The sequence below is a fragment of the Streptomyces humicola genome (genome assembly GCF_024436035.1).
GTDB lineage: Bacteria > Actinomycetota > Actinomycetes > Streptomycetales > Streptomycetaceae > Streptantibioticus_B > Streptantibioticus_B humicola.
In genome coordinates this window covers 96,854-118,651 of sequence record NZ_JANFNG010000007.1, presented here as the reverse complement: position 1 = coordinate 118,651, position 21,798 = coordinate 96,854, and the positions used below count along the sequence as shown (strand labels likewise).

Sequence of the window (21,798 nt, the reverse complement as noted above, 5' to 3'; positions counted from 1 at the left end):
CATGGCGCCCGGCCTGAGCGCCCGGCACGCTTTCCTCATGACCACCCCCGACGCCCGCAACCAGCGCCAGGACGATCCGCTGCCGCGCCCCGGGTTCGCCTTCCACCCGGCCACCTGGAAGGAGATCGCGCACCTCCTGCTCAATCTCCCGGTGGACCTGCTGGGCTTCGTTTACGTGGTCGCCGTCCTCTACCTGGGCGTCGGATTCTCGGTGACCGTGATCGGCCTGCCGCTGCTCGCGGCCGGTCTCGCCGGTCTGCGCGGGCTCGGCCGCGTCGAGCGGGCGCGTGTACGAGGCCTGCTCGGCGTGCGGATCGAGGAGCCGCGGTCGCTGCGGCCGGACACGGTCGGGTTCTTCCCCTGGCTGTGGACGACGCTGAAGGATCCGGTGGCCTGGCGGCACGCCCTCTACTTCTTCATCCGACTGCCCTGGGGCGTTCTCACCTTCACCGTAGCCCTAGTACTGCTCTTCGTCGGCTGGCCGGTGCTGCCGTGGGTCGTGCGCGGCCTGTGCACCGTGGATCGGGCGATGGCCCGCGGCCTGCTGTCGCCCTCCAGCGACCTGGAGCGGCGGATCGCCGAGCTGGAGTCGGACCGGGGCATCGTCGTCGACACCGCAGCCGCCGACCTGCGCCGCATCGAACGCGACCTGCACGACGGCGCACAGGCCCGCCTCGTCGCCCTCGCCATGGACCTCGGCCTCGCCAAGGAAAAGCTCCTGGAAGATCCCCAGGCAGCGGCCCGCATGGTCGACGAAGCACACGGCGAGGTGAAGACCGCCCTCCAGGAGCTGCGCGACCTCGCCCGCGGCATCCACCCCGCCATCCTCACCGACCGCGGCCTCGGCCCCGCACTCTCCTCCGTCGCGGCCCGCTGCACCGTCCCCGTACGGGTGACGGTCGACCTGCCCGCCCGGCCGGCCGACGCGATCGAGGGCATCGCCTACTTCACCGCCTCCGAGCTGCTCACCAACGTCAGCAAACACAGCGGAGCGAGCAGCGCGAGCGTCGACCTGTGGCGCGCGGAGCAGCGGCTGCTGCTGCAGGTCGCCGACGACGGCCGCGGAGGCGCCTCGGCAGCAGCCGGAACCGGCCTCGCAGGCCTCGCCGAACGCCTCGACGCCGTCGACGGCCTCCTCGTCGTCGACTCCCCGCCCGGCGGACCCACCCGCATCACCGCCGAACTGCCCTGGCGTTCCTGACGCCCCGCAGCCGGATCCTGCGATGCTGTACCGGGCTGTACGACGTACAGCCCGGTCACGGCGTCACAGCATGTGGGGGAACGCGAGTCGTGGAGGACAACGTGCGGGTGGTCATCGCCGAGGACTCGGTGCTGCTCCGGGAAGGCCTGACCCGGCTGCTGACCGACCGCGGGCATGACGTGGTCGCCGGCGTGGGGGACGCCGAGGCGCTGCTCGACGTGGTGGGCACGATGGCCGGGTCAGGCGAGCCCCCGGACGTCGTCGTGGCGGACGTACGGATGCCTCCGTCCCACACCGACGAGGGCCTGCGCGCGGCCGTGGCACTGCGCCGCAACCATCCCGGCATCGGGGTGCTGGTGCTCTCCCAGTACGTGGAGGAGCAGTACGCGACCGAGCTGCTCGCCGGGTCCACCCGCGGTGTGGGCTATCTGCTCAAGGACCGGGTGGCCGAGGTCCGTGAGTTCGTTGACGCGGTGGTACGGGTGGCCGAAGGGGGCACCGCGCTCGATCCCGAGGTGGTCGCGCAGCTGCTGGGCCGGAGCCGCAAGCAGGATGTGCTGGCCGGGCTGACGCCCCGGGAGCGCGAGGTGTTGGGGCTGATGGCCGAGGGCCGTACCAATTCCGCGATCGCCAAGCAGCTCGTGGTCTCCGACGGCGCGGTGGAGAAGCACGTCAGCAACATCTTCCTCAAGCTCGGGCTCGCGCCGAGCGAGGGCGACCACCGGCGGGTGCTCGCCGTACTGACCTACCTCAACTCCTGATCATCTGACATGGTGTCAGATAGGCGCGAGGCCGCCGCAAGGCCGCCACGGTGCCGCCCGCGCCGCACGGTCCCTCCGGCCTCAATGGAGACCCTAGTGCCTAGGACTAAATGACGAAGGGCAAGCGTTTAAACCCTAAAGGGAAGGTGTCCCTTACCCACGTACCATTACCTGTGGTAGGAGCGCCGCCTCGAAGGAGGTCCAGTTCAGTGGCCAGCCAGGTCAGTAGCTCAGCCGATCAGGCAGTTCTCGGAGAACAGCGCGAGCCCGGCAAGGAGATCAGGCGTCTTGACCGGGTGATCATCCGGTTTGCGGGGGACTCCGGGGACGGCATGCAGCTGACCGGTGACCGGTTCACTTCCGAGACGGCGTCGTTCGGCAACGACCTGTCGACGCTGCCGAACTTCCCGGCGGAGATCCGGGCCCCTGCAGGGACGCTGCCGGGGGTCTCCTCCTTCCAGCTGCACTTCGCCGACCACGACATCCTCACCCCCGGGGACCGGCCGGATGTGCTGGTGGCGATGAACCCGGCGGCGCTCAAGGCCAACATCGGCGATCTGCCGCGCGGCGCGGAGGTGATCGTCAACACGGACGAGTTCACCAAGCGGGCGATGGCCAAGGTGGGCTACGACGCCAGCCCGCTGGACGACGGCTCGCTGTCGGCGTACGCGGTGCACGAGGTGCCGCTGACCTCGCTGACGGTCGAGGCGCTTAAGGAGTTCGAGCTGACCCGCAAGGAGGCCGAGCGCAGCAAGAACATGTTCGCGCTGGGCCTGCTGTCGTGGATGTACCACCGGCCGACCGAGGGCACCGAGACCTTCCTGCGCAAGAAGTTCGCCAAGAAGCCGCAGCTGGCCCAGGCGAATATCGCGGCGTTCCGGGCGGGCTGGAATTTCGGCGAGACGACGGAGGATTTCGCCGTCACCTACGAGGTGGCTCCGGCGGCGGACACATTCCCGCCGGGTACCTACCGGAACATCTCGGGGAACCTGGCGCTGGCATACGGGCTGGTCACCGCATCGCGCCGGTCGGGGCTGCCGCTGTTCCTCGGCTCGTACCCGATCACCCCGGCCTCCGACATCCTGCACGAGCTGTCCAAGCACAAGAACTTCGGCGTGCGCACGTTCCAGGCCGAGGACGAGATCGCCGGTATCGGCGCGGCACTCGGGGCCGCCTTCGGCGGCTCGCTCGCGGTGACCACCACCTCCGGGCCGGGCATCGCGCTGAAGTCCGAGACGATCGGGCTCGCGGTCTCCCTGGAGCTTCCGCTGCTGGTGGTCGACATCCAGCGCGGCGGCCCCTCGACGGGTTTGCCGACCAAGACCGAGCAGGCCGACCTGCTGCAGGCGATGTACGGACGCAACGGCGAGGCACCGGTACCGGTCGTGGCGCCGGCCACCCCCGGCGAGTGCTTCACCGCCGCGCTGGAGGCCGCCCGGATCGCGCTGACCTACCGCACCCCGGTCTTCCTGCTCTCCGACGGCTACCTGGCCAACGGCTCCGAGCCCTGGCGCATCCCCGACCTCGACGAGCTGCCCGACCTGCGCGTCGACTTCGCCACCGAGCCGAACCACACCGCCGACGACGGCACGCAAAGCTTCTGGCCGTATCTGCGCGACCCCGCCACCCTCGCCCGCCCCTGGGCGATCCCGGGCACGCCGGGCCTGGAACACCGCATCGGCGGCATCGAGAAGCAGGACGGCACCGGCAACATCTCCTACGACCCAGCCAACCACGACCTGATGGTCCGCACCCGCCAGGCCAAGGTCGACGGCATCACCGTCCCCGACATCACCGTCGACGACCCCACCGACCAGGCCACCACCCTCGTCCTCGGCTGGGGCTCGACGTACGGGCCCATCACCGCCGCCGTACGCCGCGTCCGCGGCGCGGGGCGGCAGATCGCCCAGGCCCACCTGCGCCACATCAACCCCTTCCCCGCCAACCTGGAGAAGGTCCTGAAGGCCTACGACCACGTGATCATCCCCGAGATGAACCTCGGGCAGCTGGCCACGCTCATCCGTGCCCGCTACCTGGTCGACGCCCGCTCCTACACCCAGGTCACCGGCCTGCCCTTCAAGGCAGAACAGCTCGCCCACGCCCTTAAGGAGGCCATCGATGTCGTCGACTGAACCGCAGCCCAACCCATACGCCGCGGCGCTGTCGCTGGTCCCGGCCGCCGACACCAAGCAGACGATGAAGGACTTCAAGTCCGACCAGGAAGTGCGCTGGTGCCCCGGCTGCGGCGACTACGCCATCCTCGCCGCCGTCCAGGGCTTCCTGCCCGAACTCGGCCTCAAGCGCGAGAACATCGTCTTCGTCTCCGGCATCGGCTGCTCGAGCCGCTTCCCGTACTACATGAACACCTACGGGATGCACTCCATCCACGGCCGGGCCCCCGCCATCGCCACCGGCCTGGCCACCTCCCGGCGCGACCTGTCCGTATGGGTGATCACCGGCGACGGCGACGCGCTGTCCATCGGCGGCAACCACCTCATCCACGCCCTGCGCCGCAACGTCAACCTCAAAATCCTCCTGTTCAACAACCGCATCTACGGACTGACCAAGGGCCAGTACTCACCCACCTCCGAGGTCGGCAAGATCACCAAATCGACGCCGATGGGATCCCTCGACGCGCCCTTCAACCCCGTCTCCCTCGCGCTCGGTGCCGAGGCGTCGTTCGTGGCGCGGACCATCGACTCCGACCGCAAACACCTCACCGACGTGCTGCGCCAGGCCGCCGCCCACCACGGCACCGCCCTCGTCGAGATCTACCAGAACTGCAACATCTTCAACGACGGCGCCTTCGACTCCCTCAAGGACCGCGACACCGCCGACGAAGCCCTCATCCGCCTCGAACACGGCGCACCCATCCGCTTCGGCACAGGCGGCGAAAAGGGCGTCATCCGCGACCGGGCCACCGGCGAGCTGACCGTCGTGACCGTCACCGACGAGACCGCCGACCAGGTCCTCGTCCACGACGCCCACGCCCCCTCCCCCGCCACCGCCTTCGCCCTCTCCCGCCTCGCCGACCCCGACACCCTCCACCACACCCCCATCGGCGTCCTCCGCACCGTCGACCGCCCGGTCTACGACACCGCGATGGCCGAACAGCTCGACGCCGCCGTCGAGCAGAACGGCGAAGGCGACCTCGCCGCTCTGCTCGCCGGCACCGACACCTGGACGGTCGTCGGCTGAGGATCGGCCGCCCGGCGGCCCGTACGGGTGCCCGGTCGCTGCGTCTGCGGGACACAGCGACCGGGCACCCGTATGTGTATGTCTATGGCCACCACGGAACCCGCCCCACCGCGCGACCGCGTCTCCTACCGGGTCAAGCGTCTCCTGCTCGGCCCCCCGCTGATCACCGAGCAGCTCTCCGAGGAGAAGCTCTCCAACCCCCTCGCGCTCGGTGTGCTCGCCTCCGACTGCATGTCGTCCACGGCATACGGGTCGGAGGAAATGCTGCGGATCCTGATCCCGGTGATCGGTGTCGCCGCGTTCACCATGCTGCTGCCGCTCACCCTGGCGATCCTGTTCGTCCTGCTCCTGCTGACGCTCTCGTACCGGGACGTGGTCACCGTCTACACCCAGGCGGGCGGCAGTTACGTCGTGGCCAGAGAGAACTTCGGGCCGAACATCGCCCAGATCGCCGCCGTCGCCCTTCTCATCGACTACATCGTCACCGTGGCCGTGCAGACCGCCGCAGGCACCGACGCCCTCATCTCCCTGGCGCACCTGGTCGGCGGCGGCTACACGGGGCTGGACCACCTCAAGACGCCGATCGACGTCATCGTCGTGCTGATCCTTTTCTGGGGGAATCTGCGTGGCATCCGTGAGGCGGGGCGGGCCTTCGCCGCTCCTGCCTACCTGTTCATGTTCGCGGTCGCGATGATGCTGGTCGTCGGGCTCGTCCGGTATCTGCTCCACGGCCACCTGCCGCAAGCCAACCTGCACGCCGCCGGTGCGCTCAGCCTCGGCACGCCCGGCAGCGGACTGTTCTACGGAACGACGCTCTTCATCGTGTTGCGTTCCTTCGCCAACGGCGGTTCGTCGCTCACCGGCCTCGAAGCGATCTCCAACAGTGTCTCGGCCTTCCGCCACCCCCAGGGCGTCAACGCCCGCCGCACGCTGATCGCGATGAGCATCGCGCTGGGCATCATGGTGATGGGCGTCTCCGTCCTCGCCCACTTCACCCACGCCATCCCTTACACCAGCGGCAACCCCACCGTCATCGCACAGGAAGCGCACCTGCTCTTCGGCACGGGGTGGATCGGCACCGTGGGCCTGGTCTACGTCCAGCTGGCCACCGCGCTGATCCTCTACACGGGGGCCAACACCCCGTTCAACGGCTTTCCGTTCCTGGCCAGCTTCGTCGCCGAGGACCAGTTCCTGCCGCGTCAGCTGACCCGGCGCGGCCACCGGCTCGCCTTCTCCAACGGGATCATCGTGCTTGCGGCGCTCGCACTCGCGCTGCTGGTGGTGACCGGAGGCAGCGTCGACCGGCTGGTGGCGCTCTACGCCATCGGAGTCTTCACCGGCTTCACCATGGCCGGTGCCGGTCTGACCGCCTATCACCTGCGACGGCGGGAACCGGGGCGGCCCTGGAAGATCGCCGTCAACGCCGCCGCGGCGACCGTCTCGGCGCTCATCGTGGTCATCTTCGCGATCACCAAGTTCACCGAGGGCGCGTGGGTGGTCGTCGTGCTCTTCCCGCTCGGGGTGTGGGCGCTGATGCGGATCAACCGGCAGTACCGGGCCGAGGCGGCGGCGCTGGAGCAGGCGACGCCGAGCACCGGCGCCGACCGCCCCACATGGCGCAGGCACATCGTCTACGTGCTCGTCGACAGCCTCGACCTCGCGGTGCTCAAGGGGCTGCGCTACGCCCACCGGCTCCGCCCTGACGAGATCCGGGCCGTGCACTTCATGATCGACGAGAAGCACACGCGCGACCTGATGGCGCATTGGGAGGACACGGCCGGCACGACCGTGCCGCTGGAGGTCGTCGCCTGCCCGGACCGGCGGCTGCGGCGCGCCGTCCTGGACCTCGCGGCCCGCGTCACACACGACGGGGAGACGGCGTTGACGCTTCTGGTGCCCCGGCGCACCTACGCGCCCGTCATCGGCCGCATCCTGCACCGGGGCACGGGCGACGCAATGGCGCGCACGGTCGAGGACCTGCCCAACGTCGCCGTGACGGTGCTGCCGTTCGACGTGGAGAAGGCGGTGGCGAGCAGGGCTGCCGGAAGGCCTCCGGAAGCGGTGTAGAGGGCGGCTCACCTGTCATGACCGTATGGCGAAACACGAATGACAGGCGCGGGCAGGTCCCGCTACCGTCGTCGGGTGGGTTGTGTACGTGACCGGGAGGGGCCTTGAACCAGCAGCGCGCGGGACTGCTGTACGGATTCGCCGCTTACGGCATGTGGGGCCTCGTCCCGCTCTTCTGGCCGCTCCTGGAGCCGGCGTCGGCGATCGAGATCCTGGCCAACCGCATGGTCTGGTCCCTTGCGGCGGTCGCGCTGATCGTGCTCGCGCTGCACCGCTGGGCGTGGATACGTGAGCTGCTGCGGCAGCCGAGACGGCTCGGCCTGATCGCGATCGCGGCCACCGTCATCTCGGTCAACTGGGGCTTCTACATCTACGGCGTCAACTCCGGCCAGGTGGTCGAGACGTCGCTCGGCTACTTCATCAACCCTCTGGTCACCATTTGCTTCGGCGTCCTCGTGCTGCGCGAGCGGCTGCGACCCGTGCAGTGGGCGGCGGTCGGCATCGGAGCGGGCGCCGTCGCAGTGCTGGCCATCGGCTACGGACGACTGCCGTGGATCGCACTCATCCTCGCCTTCTCCTTCGGCACCTACGGCCTGGTGAAGAAGAAGATCGGCCTCGGGGGCATCGAATCCCTCGCCGCCGAGACCGCCGTCCAGTTCCTGCCCGCCCTCGCCTATCTGCTGATCCTCGGCTCCACGGGCAGGAACACCTTCACCCACTACGGCGCCGGGCACGCCGCGCTGCTCGTGGCGTGCGGGGTGGTCACCGCGCTACCGCTGGTGTGCTTCGGCGCGGCGGCGGTCCGCGTACCGCTCACCACCCTCGGCCTGCTGCAGTACCTCGCGCCGGTTCTGCAGTTCCTGTGTGGGCTGCTCTACTTCCATGAGGCGATGCCGCCCGAGCGGTGGGCCGGATTCGCGCTGGTGTGGCTGGCGCTGGTCATGCTCACCTATGACGCCCTGCGTACCGCACGCCGCGGCCGTCAGGCCGTGGTGGCACGGGTGGTGACCCGGGAAGTCCGGGAAGCCCCGGAGGCCGAGCCGAAGACGCCCGCGTAGAGCGCCTTCGGCCGCACCCGTCCCGCCCGGCGGCTACCTGCCCGCGTCGGCGGCCCGTATCAGCGCGCCCTGGCTGACCGCGCCTATGTATGCCGTGCCCTTGTCGGTGATCAAGGCGTTGACCAGGCGGGTGCTGATCACTGTGCCGCTGCCGAAGGCCCCCCTGACCTGGTGGCCGATGCCCAGGCTGCTGAGGGAGGAGAGCTCCTTGCCGTTCGCGGCGGAGCCCTGCCCCTTGCCCGCCTTGAGCTCGGCGATCGTCGTCCAGCCCTGGCCGAGCCGTTCGGCGCTGCCGCCCGCACCATTGAGGCCCGGCTGCTGCTGGTCGGCGCCCAGCCCCTTCGTTCCCTCTGTGACCTTGGCGCCCTTCGGCACGGTGAAGTCGAAGGTGGAGGCGGCGGGCCTGCCGAAGTCGACCGTGGTGTACGCGATGTCCACAGCCGCCGGACCGCCGTCCTTGGGTGTCAGGGTGAACGACAGCGGCACCCCGTTGCTCGCGTCGACGTCGACGCGTATCGCGTCAACAGTGCTGTCGGCCTGCTTCGGCTTGATCACCAGCTCGTACGCGCTGCGACCCGCCACCTGGGCGGTGCCGCCCACGCTCACCGATGTCGTCGGGTCGACCGACGTGAGTGCCTGCTGCACGGCCTGCTGGGGTGTCGCGGGCATGTCCTGGCGGTTCTCGCGGGTGGCGGGGCCGGCGGAGCTCTCCCGCCCCTGCGGACGTGTGGTGTGGAAGACCGAGTTGGTGGCACTGTCGTACGCCCACAGCTGATCGCCGTTGTGGACGACGCTGTAGTCGGAGGATCCGTCGAGTATCGACACACGCTGCCGCGTCGGACCGTCAGCGGCCACCTGAAGGGTGTGCGTGCCGGAGAGGAGTTCGGCGAGCCTGGGCTGAGGGTCCGCGGACGCGCCGCCCTTGCCGCCCGCGCCGCCGCTCGTCAGACCGCCCGTCACGCCGCTCATGAGCGCGTCCGGCAGGCCGAAGTCCGTACTGACGCGGACCGTGCCGGAGAGCGTCTGCACCTTCGATGTGGCGATCTTGTCGAGCAGCTGCTCTGCCGTGATGTGCGGCAACGACGGGCCGCTGCTGGTGCTCGCGAGCGCCGTGCCCAGGCCGATGGTGGTCGCCGCGATGCCCGCGACGGCGACCGGCACGCCGTAGCGCACCAGCTTCCGGCGGCGGCCGGTGCCGTCCCCATCGAACTCGTCGTCCGGCTGCGGCGGTTGGATCGCTGGCATTGCTACCTCCGTTGCTGGGTGGTCGCATCCCATCCCACCAAGTCCGGCCCTCCGCCACATCAGCCCACGGAATCAACTCCGCGTACACCCTCGGTATGACGAACCCCGAGACCGGTCCCGGAGGTTCAGCCGGCGCGGAACACCACGGCGTCGCACAGTCCTTCAAGCGCCTGCTTCACCGGGCCGGGGGGCAGCGGGGCGAGCGCCGAACGGGCGGCGTCGGCGTAACGGATGGTGTCCCGGCGGGCCTGTTCGAGCGCCGGGTGAGCGCGCAGCAGCCGCAGCGCCTCGGCATGCCGCAGCTCGTCGCTGAGGTCGCTGTCGAGGAGCTCGATGAGGCGGTGGTCGTCGGTGGAGGCGCACCGCGCGCGCAGATGCAGCACCGGGAGGGTCGCCACGCCCTCGCGCAGGTCGGTGCCGGGGGTCTTGCCCGACTCGCGGCTGTCGCTGGCGATGTCGAGCACGTCGTCGGCGAGCTGGAAGGCGACGCCGATCCGCTCACCGAACTGGGTCATGGTGTCGATCACGGACTCATCGGCGCCCGACATCATCGCACCGAAACGTCCCGCCACCGCCATCAGGGAGCCCGTCTTGCCGGCGAGCACGTCGAGGTAGTGGTCGATCGGGTCCCGTCCGGCCTGTGGTCCCGCGGTCTCCAGGATCTGCCCGGTGACCAGGCGCTCGAACGCCTCCGCCTGGATGCGGACCGCCTCCGGGCCGAGATCGGCGAGGATGTGCGAGGCTCGGGCGAAGAGGAAGTCACCCGTCAGGACAGCGACCGAATTGTCCCAGCGGGCGTTGACGCTCGGCACCCCCCGGCGCACCGCGGCCTCGTCCATGACGTCGTCGTGGTAGAGCGTCGCCAGGTGCGTCAGCTCGACGACGACGGCGGACGGCACCACGCCGGGCGCATGCGGATCCCCGAACTGCGCGGCCAGCAGCACCAGCAGCGGCCGGAACCGCTTGCCGCCCGCCCGCACCAGATGCTGGGCCGCCTCCGTGATGAACGGCACGTCGCTCTTGGTGGCCTCGAGCAGGCCCTCCTCGATGTCCGCCAGGCCGGCGCGGATGTCGGTGTCGAGGACCTGGTCGCGCACGCTCAGCCCGAAGGGCCCGACGACTGTCACGAGGGGAACTCCTGTCGCTGAATCGGGTCACGCCCGCCATCACTGGCACCGTCGTGCCATTGATGGCAGCGTATCCGGTCCCCTTGCGGGGGTTGCCTCCCGGGCTGGGTGAGCCTACGCCAGGGGTGCGCCTCACCGCAGGCGGGAGGCGATCCTGCGCGAGGCGAACCCCGCACCGCAGACGAACCGAAGCACCGGCCCGAACGTCGCCGCCGCCGCCAGACCCGTGAAGTACAGCCCCCGCACCGACGACTCGAAGCCCGCGTCGAGCCGGGGCGACCCGCCCACCCGCGCGAGGCGCGCCCGCACCTGGGGGCTGAGGAAGCCGAGCGTCTCCAGATCGACCCGGTACCCCGTCGCCGCGATCACATGATCGGCCTCGATCTCGCCGACCCGCCCCTGTGCGTCCCGCGTGACCAGCACCACCGCCCCCGGCACCTCGCGGCACGCGTCGACCTCGCACCCCTGCATGACCGGGATCCCCGTGAAGCGCGGCGCCAGCCACCACGCCCCGCGCGGGCCGAGCACGTTGCGGACCAGCCACAGCCGCGTCGCCCGCGGCAGAAACCGGAACGCCGCCGGTCCCGGCACATCGCTGAACGCATACAGCGACCACGCCCGCCCGACGGGCGAATCCGGTTTCCACTGGAATCCGGACGTCGGCGGGGCGCCGAAGCCGACCGATCCCGCCCGCCTGGCCACCACGCGCACCGACGCGCCCGCGTCGCGCAGCAGCACGGCGCTCTCCAGCGCCGACTGGCCGGCCCCGATCACCACGACCTCCCGCCCGGCGAAACGGCCGAAATCGGCGTGGCGCGAGCTGTGGGAGACCGGCCCGCCCGTAAGCCCGGCCGGTATGTGCGCGAAGCTGCTCAGGCCACTGGCGACCACCACCGTCCGCGCCGAGAGCTCCTCTCCGGAGTCCAGCTTCAGCTCGAATCCGCCGTTGCGGCCGTCGTCGACGGAGACGACCTGCACCTGCTCGACCTCGGGCACGAGGCGCTCCTGGAACCACCGCCCGTACCGCACGAACGCCTCGAGCGTGACGAGATCCCGCTCCGTCACCAGCCGCCGCTCCCCCGTCGCATCGCAGAAGTCCTGCAGCGTGTGGCCCGGCCGCGGTGCCGAGATCGTCGAGGCTTTCGGTGTGGATTTGAGGATCATGCCGGTCGGCATCGTCTCCCGCCAGCTCGACATCGGCGTACCGAATATCCGGACCGGGATCCCGCGCCCCTTCAGGTGCGCTGCGGTCGACAGGCCGTACGGGCCGGCCCCGATCACCACCGCGGACTGTGTCATTGCGGACCCCCTCCGGGAACGGACGAGCGAACGGCCGAATGCGATGTACGCCACATCTGGTACAGGTGTTTCACCGATGGCCGGACGAAGCGTGCCAGCATGGTCAGAAACGGTTTGATGTCGTCACGGGCGAGCCAGGCGAGCTCGGTGTGGGTCGCCCGGCGCGGTGCGTGCGGTGTCGTGCAGCCGCTGCGCCGGTAGGCGAGCAGCGCCGCCACGTCGATGTTCTCCACCAGGAAGCGTCGCCCGTTCAGCTGCTCGCCGACCGGCACATGACGGCCCGTGAGATCCAGGTGCTGTGCACGGACCACGTCCACCCCCGCCTCGTTCTCGAAGAGGCGGAACTGTGCGCCCATGCGGGGGTTGAAGTCGAGCAGCTTGTAGCGGCCGTCCCTGCGGTCGTACCGCCAGTCGAGGTCCACGATCCCGCTGAAACCGATCCGCTTGATGAATTCCGTGGCGAGTCCGGCGAGTTCGGGGTTGGGGACGATGTACGCACAGGCCGTCATGCCCGCATGCGGTGGCCAGGAACGGACCTTGACCCCGGTGAACAGCACGCACGGCGCCGAGCCGGCATCCGTATAGGCGTGGACGATCCAGTCCTCCGCCGTCTCACGCGGCAGATACTCCTGCAGGATCACGCCGGGCCGCTCACCCCAGCCCCTGGCGAGTGCGAGCAGCTCACGCGGGCCGGCTATGCGAGTGGTCCCGTGCACGGCAGGTGCGCGGCGGCGCTCGAAGGCCTCGCGGTTCTTGGCCACGACCGGAAAGCGGGCCGTCGCCGCGAACTCCTCGACGTCGGCGCGGGAGCCGGGGAACACCGTGTACGGTGCGGGCACCCCATGCGCCAGGCACAGCTCGTACAGCCCCTGTTTGCTGGCGAGGCGCCGCGGCAGCGCGGGGTGGACGTGCGGCACCAGGAACCGCTGCCGCAGCGCCTCGGCATGCTCCGCGACGAGGACGGCGGCCTCCTCGTCGGTCGGGAAGAGCACCGTGGGCCGCCCGATCCCGCGGCCGATGGCGAGCAGCCCGTCGACGAGGGACTCCTGCCGTTCGAGGCCGGTGGTCGGCCAGACGAAGGCCCTGGTCAGGTAGCGCGATGCGGCGGCAGGGGTGTAGTGGTCCTCGGTGACGGCGTACATCGGCACGCCGAGCCGCCCGAGGCTGCGGATCGCGCCGACTCCGCCGTGGTGGAGCGGATAGTTCCCGATCTTCACGATCAGGCCGGGGACGGATCTGTCCACAGGCCATGACAGCACCACTGATGACGGTCTGCTCGCCACATGTCCCCCCTCGGCCACGGGCGCCGATGGCTCCCGCCGACCGCGAGCCGGGCAAGGACGCTACTTCCGAATTGACCGTTCCAGCAAGCCGTTTCAGGACATTGTGCAGTCTTGGGAGATTGTGCGCCCCTGGGCGGACACCCAGGGGCGCACAATCTTTGCGAGATACCCGAGAGATCAGCGAAAGATCGGCGAGAGGTCAGCGGACGAAGACGTCCGCCTTGCTCGCCAAGTCCAGGAAGTACTGCGGGGCGACGCCGAGCACGAGCGTGACCGCGACGCCGAGCCCGATCGCGCCCGAGGTGAGCGGGCTCGGGATGGCGACGGACGGTCCGCCGGGCCGCGGCTCACTGAAGAACATCAGCACGATCACCCGGATGTAGAAGAACGCGGCGATCGCCGAGGAGATCACACCGATGATGACCAGCGGGAGCGCACCGCCCTCGGCCGCCGCCTTGAAGACCGCGAACTTCCCGGCGAAGCCTGAGGTCAGCGGGATGCCCGCGAAGGCCAGCAGATAGACGGCGAAGACCGCGGCCACCAGCGGGGAGCGCCGGCCGAGCCCCGCCCACCGGGACAGGTGCGTCGCCTCACCTCCCGCGTCCCGGACCAGCGTCACCACCGCGAACGCGCCCAGCGTGACGAACGAGTACGCGCCCAGGTAAAAGAGGACCGAGGAGACGCCGTCCGGCGAGACCGCGACGACGCCGGCGAGGATGAAGCCGGCGTGGGCGATCGAGGAGTACGCCAGCAGCCGCTTCACATCCGTCTGCGTGACCGCGACGATCGCGCCGATCACCATCGTCAGGATCGCCACGCCCCACATCACCGGCCGCCAGTCCCACCGCAGGCCGGGCAGAACAACGTAGAGCAGGCGCAGCAGTGCGCCGAACGCGGCGACCTTCGTGGCGGCCGCCATGAAGCCGGTGACGGGGGTCGGCGCGCCCTGGTAGACATCCGGTGTCCACATGTGGAAGGGGACGGCCGCGACCTTGAAGAGCAGGCCGACCACCACCATCGCCCCGCCGATCAGCAGCAGCGCATCGGTGGCGGTCGAGTTGGCGAGTGCCGGGGTGAGCTTGGCGCTGCCGTTGACGACGTCCGCGATGCCGCCGTAGGAGACGGTTCCCGCGTACCCGTACAGCAGCGCCACGCCGAAGAGCAGAACCGCCGAGGAGAAGGCGCCGAGCAGGAAGTACTTGACGGCGGACTCCTGCGACATCAGCCGGTGGCGGCGGGCCAGAGCGCACAGCAGGTAGAGGGGGAGAGAGAAGACTTCGAGGGAGACGAAGAGCGTCAACAGGTCGTTGGCCGCGGGAAAGACGAGCATGCCGCCGACGGCGAAGAGCAGCAGTGGGAAGACCTCGGTGGTGGTGAACCCGGCCTTCACTGCTGCCTTCTCCTGGTCGCTGCCGGGGACGGCGGAGCCCTGGGCGGCGAAGGAGTCGACACGGCTGCCGTGCGCGGCCGGATCGAGGCGGCGTTCGGCGAAGGTGAACGCGGCGACCAGCGCGACCAGCAGGATCGTGCCCTGCAGGAAGAGCGCCGGGCCGTCGACGGCGACGGCACCCATCGCCGCGATGTGCGACTTGGTGCTCGCGTAGCCGTCGGCGGCGAGCGCGACGACAGCCGCGAAGGCCGCTGCCAACCCGACGACGGACAGGCCGAGTTGAGCGGTGTAGCGGGTGCGGCGTGGCAGGAACGCCTCCACCAGGACTCCGAGGATCGCCACCCCGAAGACGATCAGCACCGGTGAGAGCTGGGCGTATTCGATCTTCGGCGCCGGGAAGAGCGTGCTCGTGGATGCACCAGCCGCCCCGGGCGTCGAGTCCGCCAGCGTTGTCCACAGGCTGTGGATACTGGCTGCCGTCGCGGTCGTCACTTGGCGGTCTCCTTCGCTACGGCGTTGATCTGCGGCGCGGGATCGGTCTTGTGGACGTCGGAGAGCGTGTCCTTGACCGCCGGGTTGATGTAGTTCGTGACCGGCTTCGGATACACGCCGAGGAAGATCAGCAGTGCGATCAGCGGCCCGGCGACCACGAGTTCACGGAGCCTGAGGTCCTTCATGGACTCGATGCCCGCCTTCACCGGCCCGGTCATGGTGCGCTGGTACAGGACGAGCACGTACAGCGCGGCGAGCACGATCGCGAAGGTGGCGATGACGCCCAGCACCGGGTAACGGGTGAATGTTCCGACCAGCACCAGGAATTCGCTGACGAACGGCCCGAGCCCCGGCAGCGAGAGGATGGCGAGGCTGCCCACGAGGAAGGTGCCCGCCAGCAGCGGGGCCACCTTCTGCACACCGCCGAAGTCGGTGATCAGGCGCGAGCCGCGGCGGCTGATCAGGAAGCCGGCCACCAGCAGCCAGGCGGCGGTGGAGACGCCGTGGTTGACCATGTAGAGCGCCGCGCCGCTCTGGCCCTGCGAGGTCATCGCGAAGATGCCCAGGATGATGAAGCCGAAGTGGGAGATCGAGGCGTAGGCGACCAGGCGCTTGATGTCGCGCTGCCCGACGGCGAGCAGAGCGCCGTAGACGATGCTGATGAGCGAGAGCACCAGGATCACCGGCGTCGCCCAGTTGGACGCGTTGGGGAAGAGCTGCAGGCAGTAGCGCAGCATCGCGAAGGTGCCGACCTTGTCCACCACGGCGGTGATCAGCACCGCCACCGGCGCCGTCGCCTCGCCCATCGCGTTGGGCAGCCACGTGTGCAGCGGCCACAGCGGCGCCTTGACGGCGAAGGCGAAGAAGAAGCCGAGGAAGATCCAGCGCTCGGCCGTCGTCGACATGTGCAACTGGCCTGCGGCCCGCGCCTGCAGGATCTGCGGCAGCGAGAAGGTGCCGTGGCCGAGCTGGTGGGCGGTGACGACGTACAGGCCGATCACCGCGGCGAGCATGATCAGGCCGCCGAGGAGGTTGTAAAGCAGGAACTTCACGGCCGCGTACGAGCGTTGCTTGGCCTGCTCGTCCTCGCTGTGCGCGCCCGCCCGGTCCCCGAAGCCGCCGATGAGGAAGTACATCGGGATGAGCATGGCTTCGAAGAAGATATAGAAGAGGAAGACGTCCGTGGACTCGAAGGCGATCACCACCATCGCCTCGACGAGCAGGATCAGCGCGAAGAAGCCCTGCGTCGGACGCCAGTTGCGATTGGGCCTGTGCTCTTCCAGGACGTCCGCGTCGTGCCATCCGGCGAGCATCACGAACGGGACGAGCAGGGCGGTGAGGCCGATCAGCACCACCGCGATGCCGTCCACCCCGAGCTCGTACCGCACCCCGAAGTCGGCGATCCACGCGTGCGATTCGCTGAGCTGGTAGCGGGCGCCGCCCGGCGTGAACCGGGCCGCGATGACGCCCGCGAGCACCAGTGTCGCCAGCGAGAAGGCCAGGGCGAGCCACTTGGCGGCGGTGCGCCGCGCGGCCGGGACGGCGGCCGTGGCGATCGCACCGACCGCGGGCACCACGGCCGTGACAGTAAGGAGGGGAAAGGACGACATGGGTATCAGACACCCCTCATCAGCAGGGTCGCGGCGACCAGCACCGCCGTACCGCCGAGCATCGAGACCGCGTACGAACGCACATAGCCGTTCTGCAGGCGTCGCATCCGGCCGGACAGGCCGCCTACGGACGCCGCCGTGCCGTTGACCACGCCGTCGACGACGGAGTGGTCGAGGTAGACCAGACCGCGAGTGAGATATTCGCCGGGCTTGACCAGGGCGACGTGGTTGAAATCGTCCTGGAGCAGATCGCGGCGTGCGGCCCGGGTGAGCAGCGAGCCGCGCGGGGCGACCGCGGGCACTGCCTGGCGTCCGTACTGAACCCAGGCGAGGCCGAGCCCGAGGGCGAGGACGACGAGCGTGGCGGCCTGGATCAGCACCGTGGAGACCGGCGAGTGGCCTTCGGTGTGGCCGGTGACCGGTTCCAGCCAGTGCAGGAACGACGAGTTGAGGCTGAACAGCCCGCCCGCGAAGACCGAGCCGAAGGCGAGGATGATCATCGGGATGGTCATGGTCCTCGGCGCCTCGTGCGGGTGCGGCTCGTGGCCATCGGCATCGGGCACCCACCGCTTCTCACCGAAGAAGGTCATCAGCATCACGCGGGTCATGTAGAACGCGGTGATGCCCGCGCCGAGCAGCGCCACACCGCCGAGGATCCAGCCGTCCGTACCGCCCTTCGCGAAGGCCGCCTCGATGATCTTGTCCTTCGACCAGTAGCCGGACAGGCCCGGGAAGCCGATGATCGCCAGATAGGCGAGGCCGAAGGTGACATATGTGACCGGCATGAACTTCCGCAGGCCGCCGAACTTGCGCATGTCGACCTCGTCGTTCATTCCGTGCATCACCGAACCGGCGCCGAGGAAGAGCCCCGCCTTGAAGAAGCCGTGGGTGATCAGGTGCATGATCGCGAAGACGTAGCCGATCGGGCCGAGGCCGGCCGCCAGGATCATGTAGCCGATCTGCGACATCGTCGACCCGGCGAGCGCCTTCTTGATGTCGTCCTTCGCACACCCGACGATCGCACCGAAGAGCAGCGTGACCGCGCCGACGACGGTGACGGCGAGCTGTGCGGCGGGCGCCGCGTTGAAGATGGCGCTGGACCGGGTGATCAGATAGACGCCCGCGGTCACCATCGTCGCCGCGTGGATCAGGGCCGAGACCGGAGTCGGGCCCTCCATCGCGTCCCCGAGCCAGGACTGCAGCGGCACCTGCGCCGACTTGCCGCACGCGCCGAGCAGCAGCAACAGGCCGATCACGGTGAGCTTCGCCTGGCTCGCGCTCGTCGCGTGGGAGAAGACCGGGCCGAAGGAGAAGGAGCCGAAGGTGGCGAACATGACCATGATCGCGATCGACAGACCCATGTCGCCGACGCGGTTGACGATGAACGCCTTCTTCGCGGCGGTCGCCGCGCTCGGCTTGTGCTGCCAGAAGCCGATCAGCAGGTACGAGGCGAGGCCGACGCCCTCCCACCCCATATACAGCAGCAGGTAGTTGTCGGCGAGGACGAGCAGCAGCATCGCCGCGAGGAAGAGATTGAGATAGCCGAAGAAGCGGCGGCGGTTCTCGTCCTGCTCCATGTAGCCGACCGAGTAGATGTGGATGAGCGTGCCCACACCGGTGATCAGCAGCACGAAGGTCATCGACAGCTGGTCGAGCTGGAACGAGACGTTCGCCTGGAATCCCGCCACCGGCACCCAGCTGAACAGGTGCGAGGTCATGGTCCGCGCGCTGCCGGACTTGCCCAGCATGTCGGCGAAGAGCAGCGCGCCGATCACGAACGAGGCGGCCGACAGCAGGCATCCGATCCAGTGGCCGGTGCGGTCGAGACGCCGGCCGCCGGTCAGCAGGATGCCCGCGCCGAGCAATGGTGCCCCGACGAGGGCTCCGATGAGGTGATCCACGTCAACTGCCCCTATCTACAGCTTCATCAGGCTGGCGTCGTCGACCGAGGCCGAGTGGCGGGAGCGGAAGAACGTCACGATGATCGCGAGACCGACGACGACTTCCGCCGCCGCGACGACCATCGTGAAGAAGGCGAAGATCTGGCCGTCGAGGTTGCCGTGCAGCCGGGCGAAGGTGACAAAGGCCAGATTGCAGGCATTGAGCATCAACTCGACGCACATGAAGACGATGATCGCATTTCGCCGGATCATCACGCCGGCCCCGCCGATCGTGAACAACAGGGCCGCGAGATACAGGTAGTTGACCGGATTCACTGGCCCCCTCCGTTCGAGCCGTTGGCGCTGTTCACGCCGTTGGCGCGGTGTCCGCCGTCGCGTTCGTGTTCGTCCCGCTCCAGCCAGTTCTCGGAACGCTGCTCCAGCTCGGCGAGCTGGGCGAGCCGTTCGCCGCTGACGTCGCGGATCTGCCCGCGGGCGCGCAGCGTCGGGTTGACGGTGAGCTCGGAGGCGGTGCCGTCGGGCAGCAGGCCGGGGATGTCCACGGCGTTGTGCCGCGCGTACACGCCGGGCGCGGGAAGCGGCGTGACCTGCGCGCCTTCGCGGACCCGCTGCTCGGAGAGCTCCCGCTGGGTGGCGGCCCGCTGGGTGCGCTCGCGGTGGGTGAGCACCATCGCGCCGACCGCGGCCGTGATCAGCAGCGCGCCGGTGAGTTCGAACGCCCAGACATAGGTGGTGAAGATGAGCCTGGCGAGCCCCTCGACGTTGCCGCCGGAGTTCGCCGCGCCGAGCCCGGCGAAGCTGTGCAGCGAGGCGTTGGCGAGCCCGGCGATCAGCAGGATGCCGAAGCCGAGTCCGCACAGGGCGGCCGCCCACCGCTGCCCCTTGATCGTCTCCTTGAGCGAGTCGGCGGCGGTGATGCCGACGAGCATGACGACGAAGAGGAACAGCATCATGATCGCGCCGGTGTAGACGACGATCTGGACGACGCCGAGGAAGTACGCGCCCTGTGCGAGGTAGAAGACCGCGAGCACGATCATCGTCCCGGCGAGGCTCAGCGCGCTGTGCACGGCCTTCTTCATGGACACGGTGCCGATCGCGCCGAGGACGGCGACGACCGCGAGGATCCAGAACTGGATCGCCTCACCCGTGGAGGTGCTCACGCGTCCACCTCCTTGCCGTCCTTGGCATCCTTGGCGCCCTTGGTGTCCTTGGCGGCGTCGTCGGATCGGTCGGGCTTCTCGCCATTGGAGACGGCCACTTGGCGGACCGTGCCGGGCGCGGCCTCGGTGATCTTGCCGAGGTAGTAGTCGTCCTCGGTGGCTCCCGGGTAGATCGCGTGCGGAGTGGCGACCATCCCCTCCTCGAGCCCCGCGAGCAGCTCCTCCTTGGTGTAGATGAGCGATTCGCGGGTGCGGTCGGCGAGTTCGTACTCGTTGGTCATGGTCAGCGCCCGCGTCGGGCACGCCTCGATACACAGGCCGCACAGGATGCAGCGCAGATAGTTGATCTGGTAGACGCGGCCGTAGCGCTCACCGGGCGAGTAGCGCTCCTCGTCGGTGTTGTCCGCGCCCTCGACGTAGATCGCGTCCGCCGGGCACGCCCAGGCGCACAGCTCGCAGCCGATGCACTTCTCCAGGCCGTCGGGGTGCCGGTTGAGCTGGTGACGGCCGTGGAAGCGGGGTGCGGTCGGCTTCTTGTACTCGGGGTACTGCTCGGTCAGCCGCTTCTTGAACATGGCCTTGAAGGTCACGCCGAAACCCGCGACCGGGCCCAGCAGGGACCGGGATTCCCTCTCTCCGGGCCTGCCTTCGCCGCTGTCAGGGGTCTTGCCGATGTCAGGCATCGTCGCCCTCCTCGCCATTGGTGTTCTCCGCCGTGCTCACCAACTGCCGCTCCCCACGGGGGCGCCGACGCGGTACGGGTGGCAGGGTCTGTCCGGGCAGCGGCGGTACGGGGAAGCCGCCCGCCATCGGGTCGAACCGCTCCTCGGGCTGCAGTTTCCGCTCCGCCTCGGCCTTCTTCCGCCCGCGGTCGCGGAAGACGTCCACGACGAGCGAGAGCAGCACCAGCGCGAGAACCGCGCCGCCGACGTAGAGCAGGACGGACTGGAAGTTGTAGTTCTCGTTGCGCAGCGCCCGCACCGAGGCGACGAGCATCAGCCAGACCACGGAGACCGGGATGAGGACCTTCCAGCCCAGCTTCATGAACTGGTCGTAGCGCATCCGCGGGAGTGTGCCGCGCAGCCAGATGAAGAGGAAGAGCAGCAGCTGCACCTTGATGGTGAACCACAGCAGCGGCCACCAGCCGTGGTTGGCTCCGGCCCACACCGTGCTGATCGGCCAGGGGGCGCGCCAGCCGCCGAGGAAGAGCGTCGTCGCGATCGCCGAGACGGTGACCATGTTGACGTACTCGGCGAGCATGAACAACGCGAACTTGATCGACGAGTACTCGGTGTTGAAGCCGCCGACCAGCTCGCCCTCGGCCTCCGGGAGGTCGAAGGGCGCACGGTTGGTCTCGCCCACCATCGAGACGATGTAGATGAGGAACGAAACCGGCAGCAGCAGGATGTACCAGCGGCTCTGCTGCGAGGAGACGATCTGCGACGTCGACATCGAGTGCGAGTAGAGGAAGACCGAGGCGAACGCCACGCCCATCGCGATCTCGTAGGAGATCATCTGCGCGGTCGAACGGAGCCCGCCGAGCAGCGGATACGTCGACCCCGACGACCAGCCGGCGAGCACGATGCCGTAGATCCCGACGGAGGCGACGGCGAGCACGTACAGCACACCGACCGGCAGATCGGTGAGCTGCATCGGGGTGCGGGTGCCGAAGACGGAGATCTCGTTGTCGGCCGGGCCGAACGGGATGACGGCGAACGCCATGAAGGCCGGGATCGCCGAGACGATCGGCGCCAGGATGTAGACGACCTTGTCGGCGCCGCTGACGACCACGTCCTCCTTGAGCATCAGCTTCACGCCGTCGGCGAGAGACTGCAGCATCCCCCAGGGGCCGTGGCGGTTCGGGCCGATGCGCAGCTGCATCCACGCGACGACCTTGCGCTCCCAGACGATCGAGAAGAGCACGGTGAGCATCGCGAAGGCGAAGCAGAAGACGGCCTTGATGACGACGAGCCACCACGGATCGGTGCCGAACATCGTCAGGTTCT

The 21,798-nt window shown here is 69.2% G+C and carries 17 protein-coding genes; 6 read left to right on the top strand and 11 right to left on the bottom strand.

Going from position 1 to position 21,798, the window contains the following annotated elements:
- The first annotated feature begins 37 nt into the window (after positions 1-37).
- The 6 genes from NGB36_RS11985 to rarD all read left to right on the top strand — a co-directional run bounded on the left by NGB36_RS11985 (position 38) and on the right by rarD (position 8,285).
- On the top strand, positions 38-1,201 hold the full coding sequence (locus tag NGB36_RS11985; RefSeq protein ID WP_255920194.1) for a sensor histidine kinase: 1,164 nt from the start codon (positions 38-40) through the stop codon (positions 1,199-1,201).
- Between the two features lie 101 nt (positions 1,202-1,302).
- The gene (locus NGB36_RS11980; protein WP_255920325.1) at positions 1,303-1,962 is read left to right on the top strand and encodes a response regulator transcription factor; all 660 of its coding nucleotides are present in this window, start codon (positions 1,303-1,305) and stop codon (positions 1,960-1,962) included.
- A 209-nt stretch (positions 1,963-2,171) separates the two neighbouring features.
- Positions 2,172-4,094, top strand: a complete 1,923-nt coding sequence (locus tag NGB36_RS11975; RefSeq protein WP_255920193.1) for a 2-oxoacid:acceptor oxidoreductase subunit alpha — start codon at positions 2,172-2,174, stop codon at positions 4,092-4,094.
- Positions 4,081-5,160 carry a 2-oxoacid:ferredoxin oxidoreductase subunit beta gene (locus tag NGB36_RS11970; protein WP_255920192.1) on the top strand — a complete coding sequence of 360 codons (1,080 nt, stop codon included), beginning with the start codon at positions 4,081-4,083 and terminating at the stop codon, positions 5,158-5,160. Before NGB36_RS11975 ends, NGB36_RS11970 begins: the two co-directional genes overlap by 14 nt.
- An 84-nt stretch (positions 5,161-5,244) precedes the next feature.
- A complete protein-coding gene (locus NGB36_RS11965; RefSeq protein WP_255920191.1) occupies positions 5,245-7,227 on the top strand; it encodes an APC family permease in 1,983 nt (660 codons plus the stop codon).
- 152 nt (positions 7,228-7,379) lie between these two features.
- Positions 7,380-8,285 (top strand): EamA family transporter RarD, encoded by a 906-nt coding sequence (gene rarD / locus NGB36_RS11960; RefSeq protein ID WP_372509420.1) that lies wholly within the window; start codon positions 7,380-7,382, stop codon positions 8,283-8,285.
- Positions 8,286-8,318: 33 nt separating this feature from the next.
- On the opposite strand, the gene NGB36_RS11955 is transcribed toward rarD, so the two are convergent.
- The 11 genes from NGB36_RS11955 to nuoH form a co-directional block, all read right to left on the bottom strand.
- Complete coding sequence (locus tag NGB36_RS11955) at positions 8,319-9,530, bottom strand: LolA family protein (RefSeq protein ID WP_255920189.1); 1,212 nt, start codon at positions 9,528-9,530, stop codon at positions 8,319-8,321.
- A 125-nt stretch (positions 9,531-9,655) separates the two neighbouring features.
- Positions 9,656-10,657, bottom strand: coding sequence for a polyprenyl synthetase family protein (locus tag NGB36_RS11950; RefSeq protein ID WP_255920188.1), 1,002 nt, complete (start codon positions 10,655-10,657; stop codon positions 9,656-9,658).
- Positions 10,658-10,789: 132 nt separating this feature from the next.
- Positions 10,790-11,956 (bottom strand): FAD-dependent oxidoreductase, encoded by a 1,167-nt coding sequence (locus NGB36_RS11945; protein ID WP_255920187.1) that lies wholly within the window; start codon positions 11,954-11,956, stop codon positions 10,790-10,792.
- Entirely contained in the window at positions 11,953-13,200 is a 1,248-nt protein-coding gene (locus NGB36_RS11940) for a carboxylate--amine ligase (RefSeq protein WP_255920186.1), read from the bottom strand. The genes NGB36_RS11945 and NGB36_RS11940 overlap by 4 nt, the downstream gene beginning before the upstream one ends.
- 238 nt (positions 13,201-13,438) lie before the next feature.
- Entirely contained in the window at positions 13,439-15,121 is a 1,683-nt protein-coding gene (gene nuoN, locus NGB36_RS11935; protein ID WP_372509416.1) for an NADH-quinone oxidoreductase subunit NuoN, read from the bottom strand.
- Positions 15,118-16,731, bottom strand: a complete 1,614-nt coding sequence (locus NGB36_RS11930) for an NADH-quinone oxidoreductase subunit M (RefSeq protein ID WP_255920185.1) — start codon at positions 16,729-16,731, stop codon at positions 15,118-15,120. Before NGB36_RS11930 ends, nuoN begins: the two co-directional genes overlap by 4 nt.
- Before the next feature lie 5 nt (positions 16,732-16,736).
- On the bottom strand, positions 16,737-18,632 hold the full coding sequence (gene nuoL / locus NGB36_RS11925) for an NADH-quinone oxidoreductase subunit L (RefSeq protein ID WP_255920184.1): 1,896 nt from the start codon (positions 18,630-18,632) through the stop codon (positions 16,737-16,739).
- 15 nt (positions 18,633-18,647) lie between these two features.
- Positions 18,648-18,947, bottom strand: a complete 300-nt coding sequence (nuoK, locus tag NGB36_RS11920) for an NADH-quinone oxidoreductase subunit NuoK (protein WP_255920183.1) — start codon at positions 18,945-18,947, stop codon at positions 18,648-18,650.
- The gene (locus tag NGB36_RS11915) at positions 18,944-19,792 is read right to left on the bottom strand and encodes an NADH-quinone oxidoreductase subunit J (RefSeq protein ID WP_255920182.1); all 849 of its coding nucleotides are present in this window, start codon (positions 19,790-19,792) and stop codon (positions 18,944-18,946) included. Before NGB36_RS11915 ends, nuoK begins: the two co-directional genes overlap by 4 nt.
- Positions 19,789-20,367, bottom strand: coding sequence for an NADH-quinone oxidoreductase subunit NuoI (gene nuoI, locus NGB36_RS11910; RefSeq protein ID WP_372509419.1), 579 nt, complete (start codon positions 20,365-20,367; stop codon positions 19,789-19,791). The genes NGB36_RS11915 and nuoI overlap by 4 nt, the downstream gene beginning before the upstream one ends.
- A 100-nt stretch (positions 20,368-20,467) precedes the next feature.
- Positions 20,468-21,787, bottom strand: coding sequence for an NADH-quinone oxidoreductase subunit NuoH (nuoH, locus tag NGB36_RS11905; protein ID WP_255920323.1), 1,320 nt, complete (start codon positions 21,785-21,787; stop codon positions 20,468-20,470).
- Positions 21,788-21,798: the final 11 nt, after the last annotated feature.

Coding starts and splice junctions, on each gene's coding strand:
- NGB36_RS11945 (WP_255920187.1), bottom strand. CDS start 11,956: ATGACACAGTCCGCGGTGGTGATCGGGGCCGGCCCGTACGGCCTGTCG.
- rarD (WP_372509420.1), top strand. CDS start 7,380: ATGTGGGGCCTCGTCCCGCTCTTCTGGCCGCTCCTGGAGCCGGCGTCG.
- NGB36_RS11930 (WP_255920185.1), bottom strand. CDS start 16,731: ATGTCGTCCTTTCCCCTCCTTACTGTCACGGCCGTGGTGCCCGCGGTC.
- NGB36_RS11965 (WP_255920191.1), top strand. CDS start 5,245: ATGGCCACCACGGAACCCGCCCCACCGCGCGACCGCGTCTCCTACCGG.
- NGB36_RS11955 (WP_255920189.1), bottom strand. CDS start 9,530: ATGCCAGCGATCCAACCGCCGCAGCCGGACGACGAGTTCGATGGGGAC.
- NGB36_RS11970 (WP_255920192.1), top strand. CDS start 4,081: ATGTCGTCGACTGAACCGCAGCCCAACCCATACGCCGCGGCGCTGTCG.
- nuoI (WP_372509419.1), bottom strand. CDS start 20,367: ATGTTCAAGAAGCGGCTGACCGAGCAGTACCCCGAGTACAAGAAGCCG.
- nuoH (WP_255920323.1), bottom strand. CDS start 21,787: ATGTTCGGCACCGATCCGTGGTGGCTCGTCGTCATCAAGGCCGTCTTC.
- NGB36_RS11985 (WP_255920194.1), top strand. CDS start 38: ATGACCACCCCCGACGCCCGCAACCAGCGCCAGGACGATCCGCTGCCG.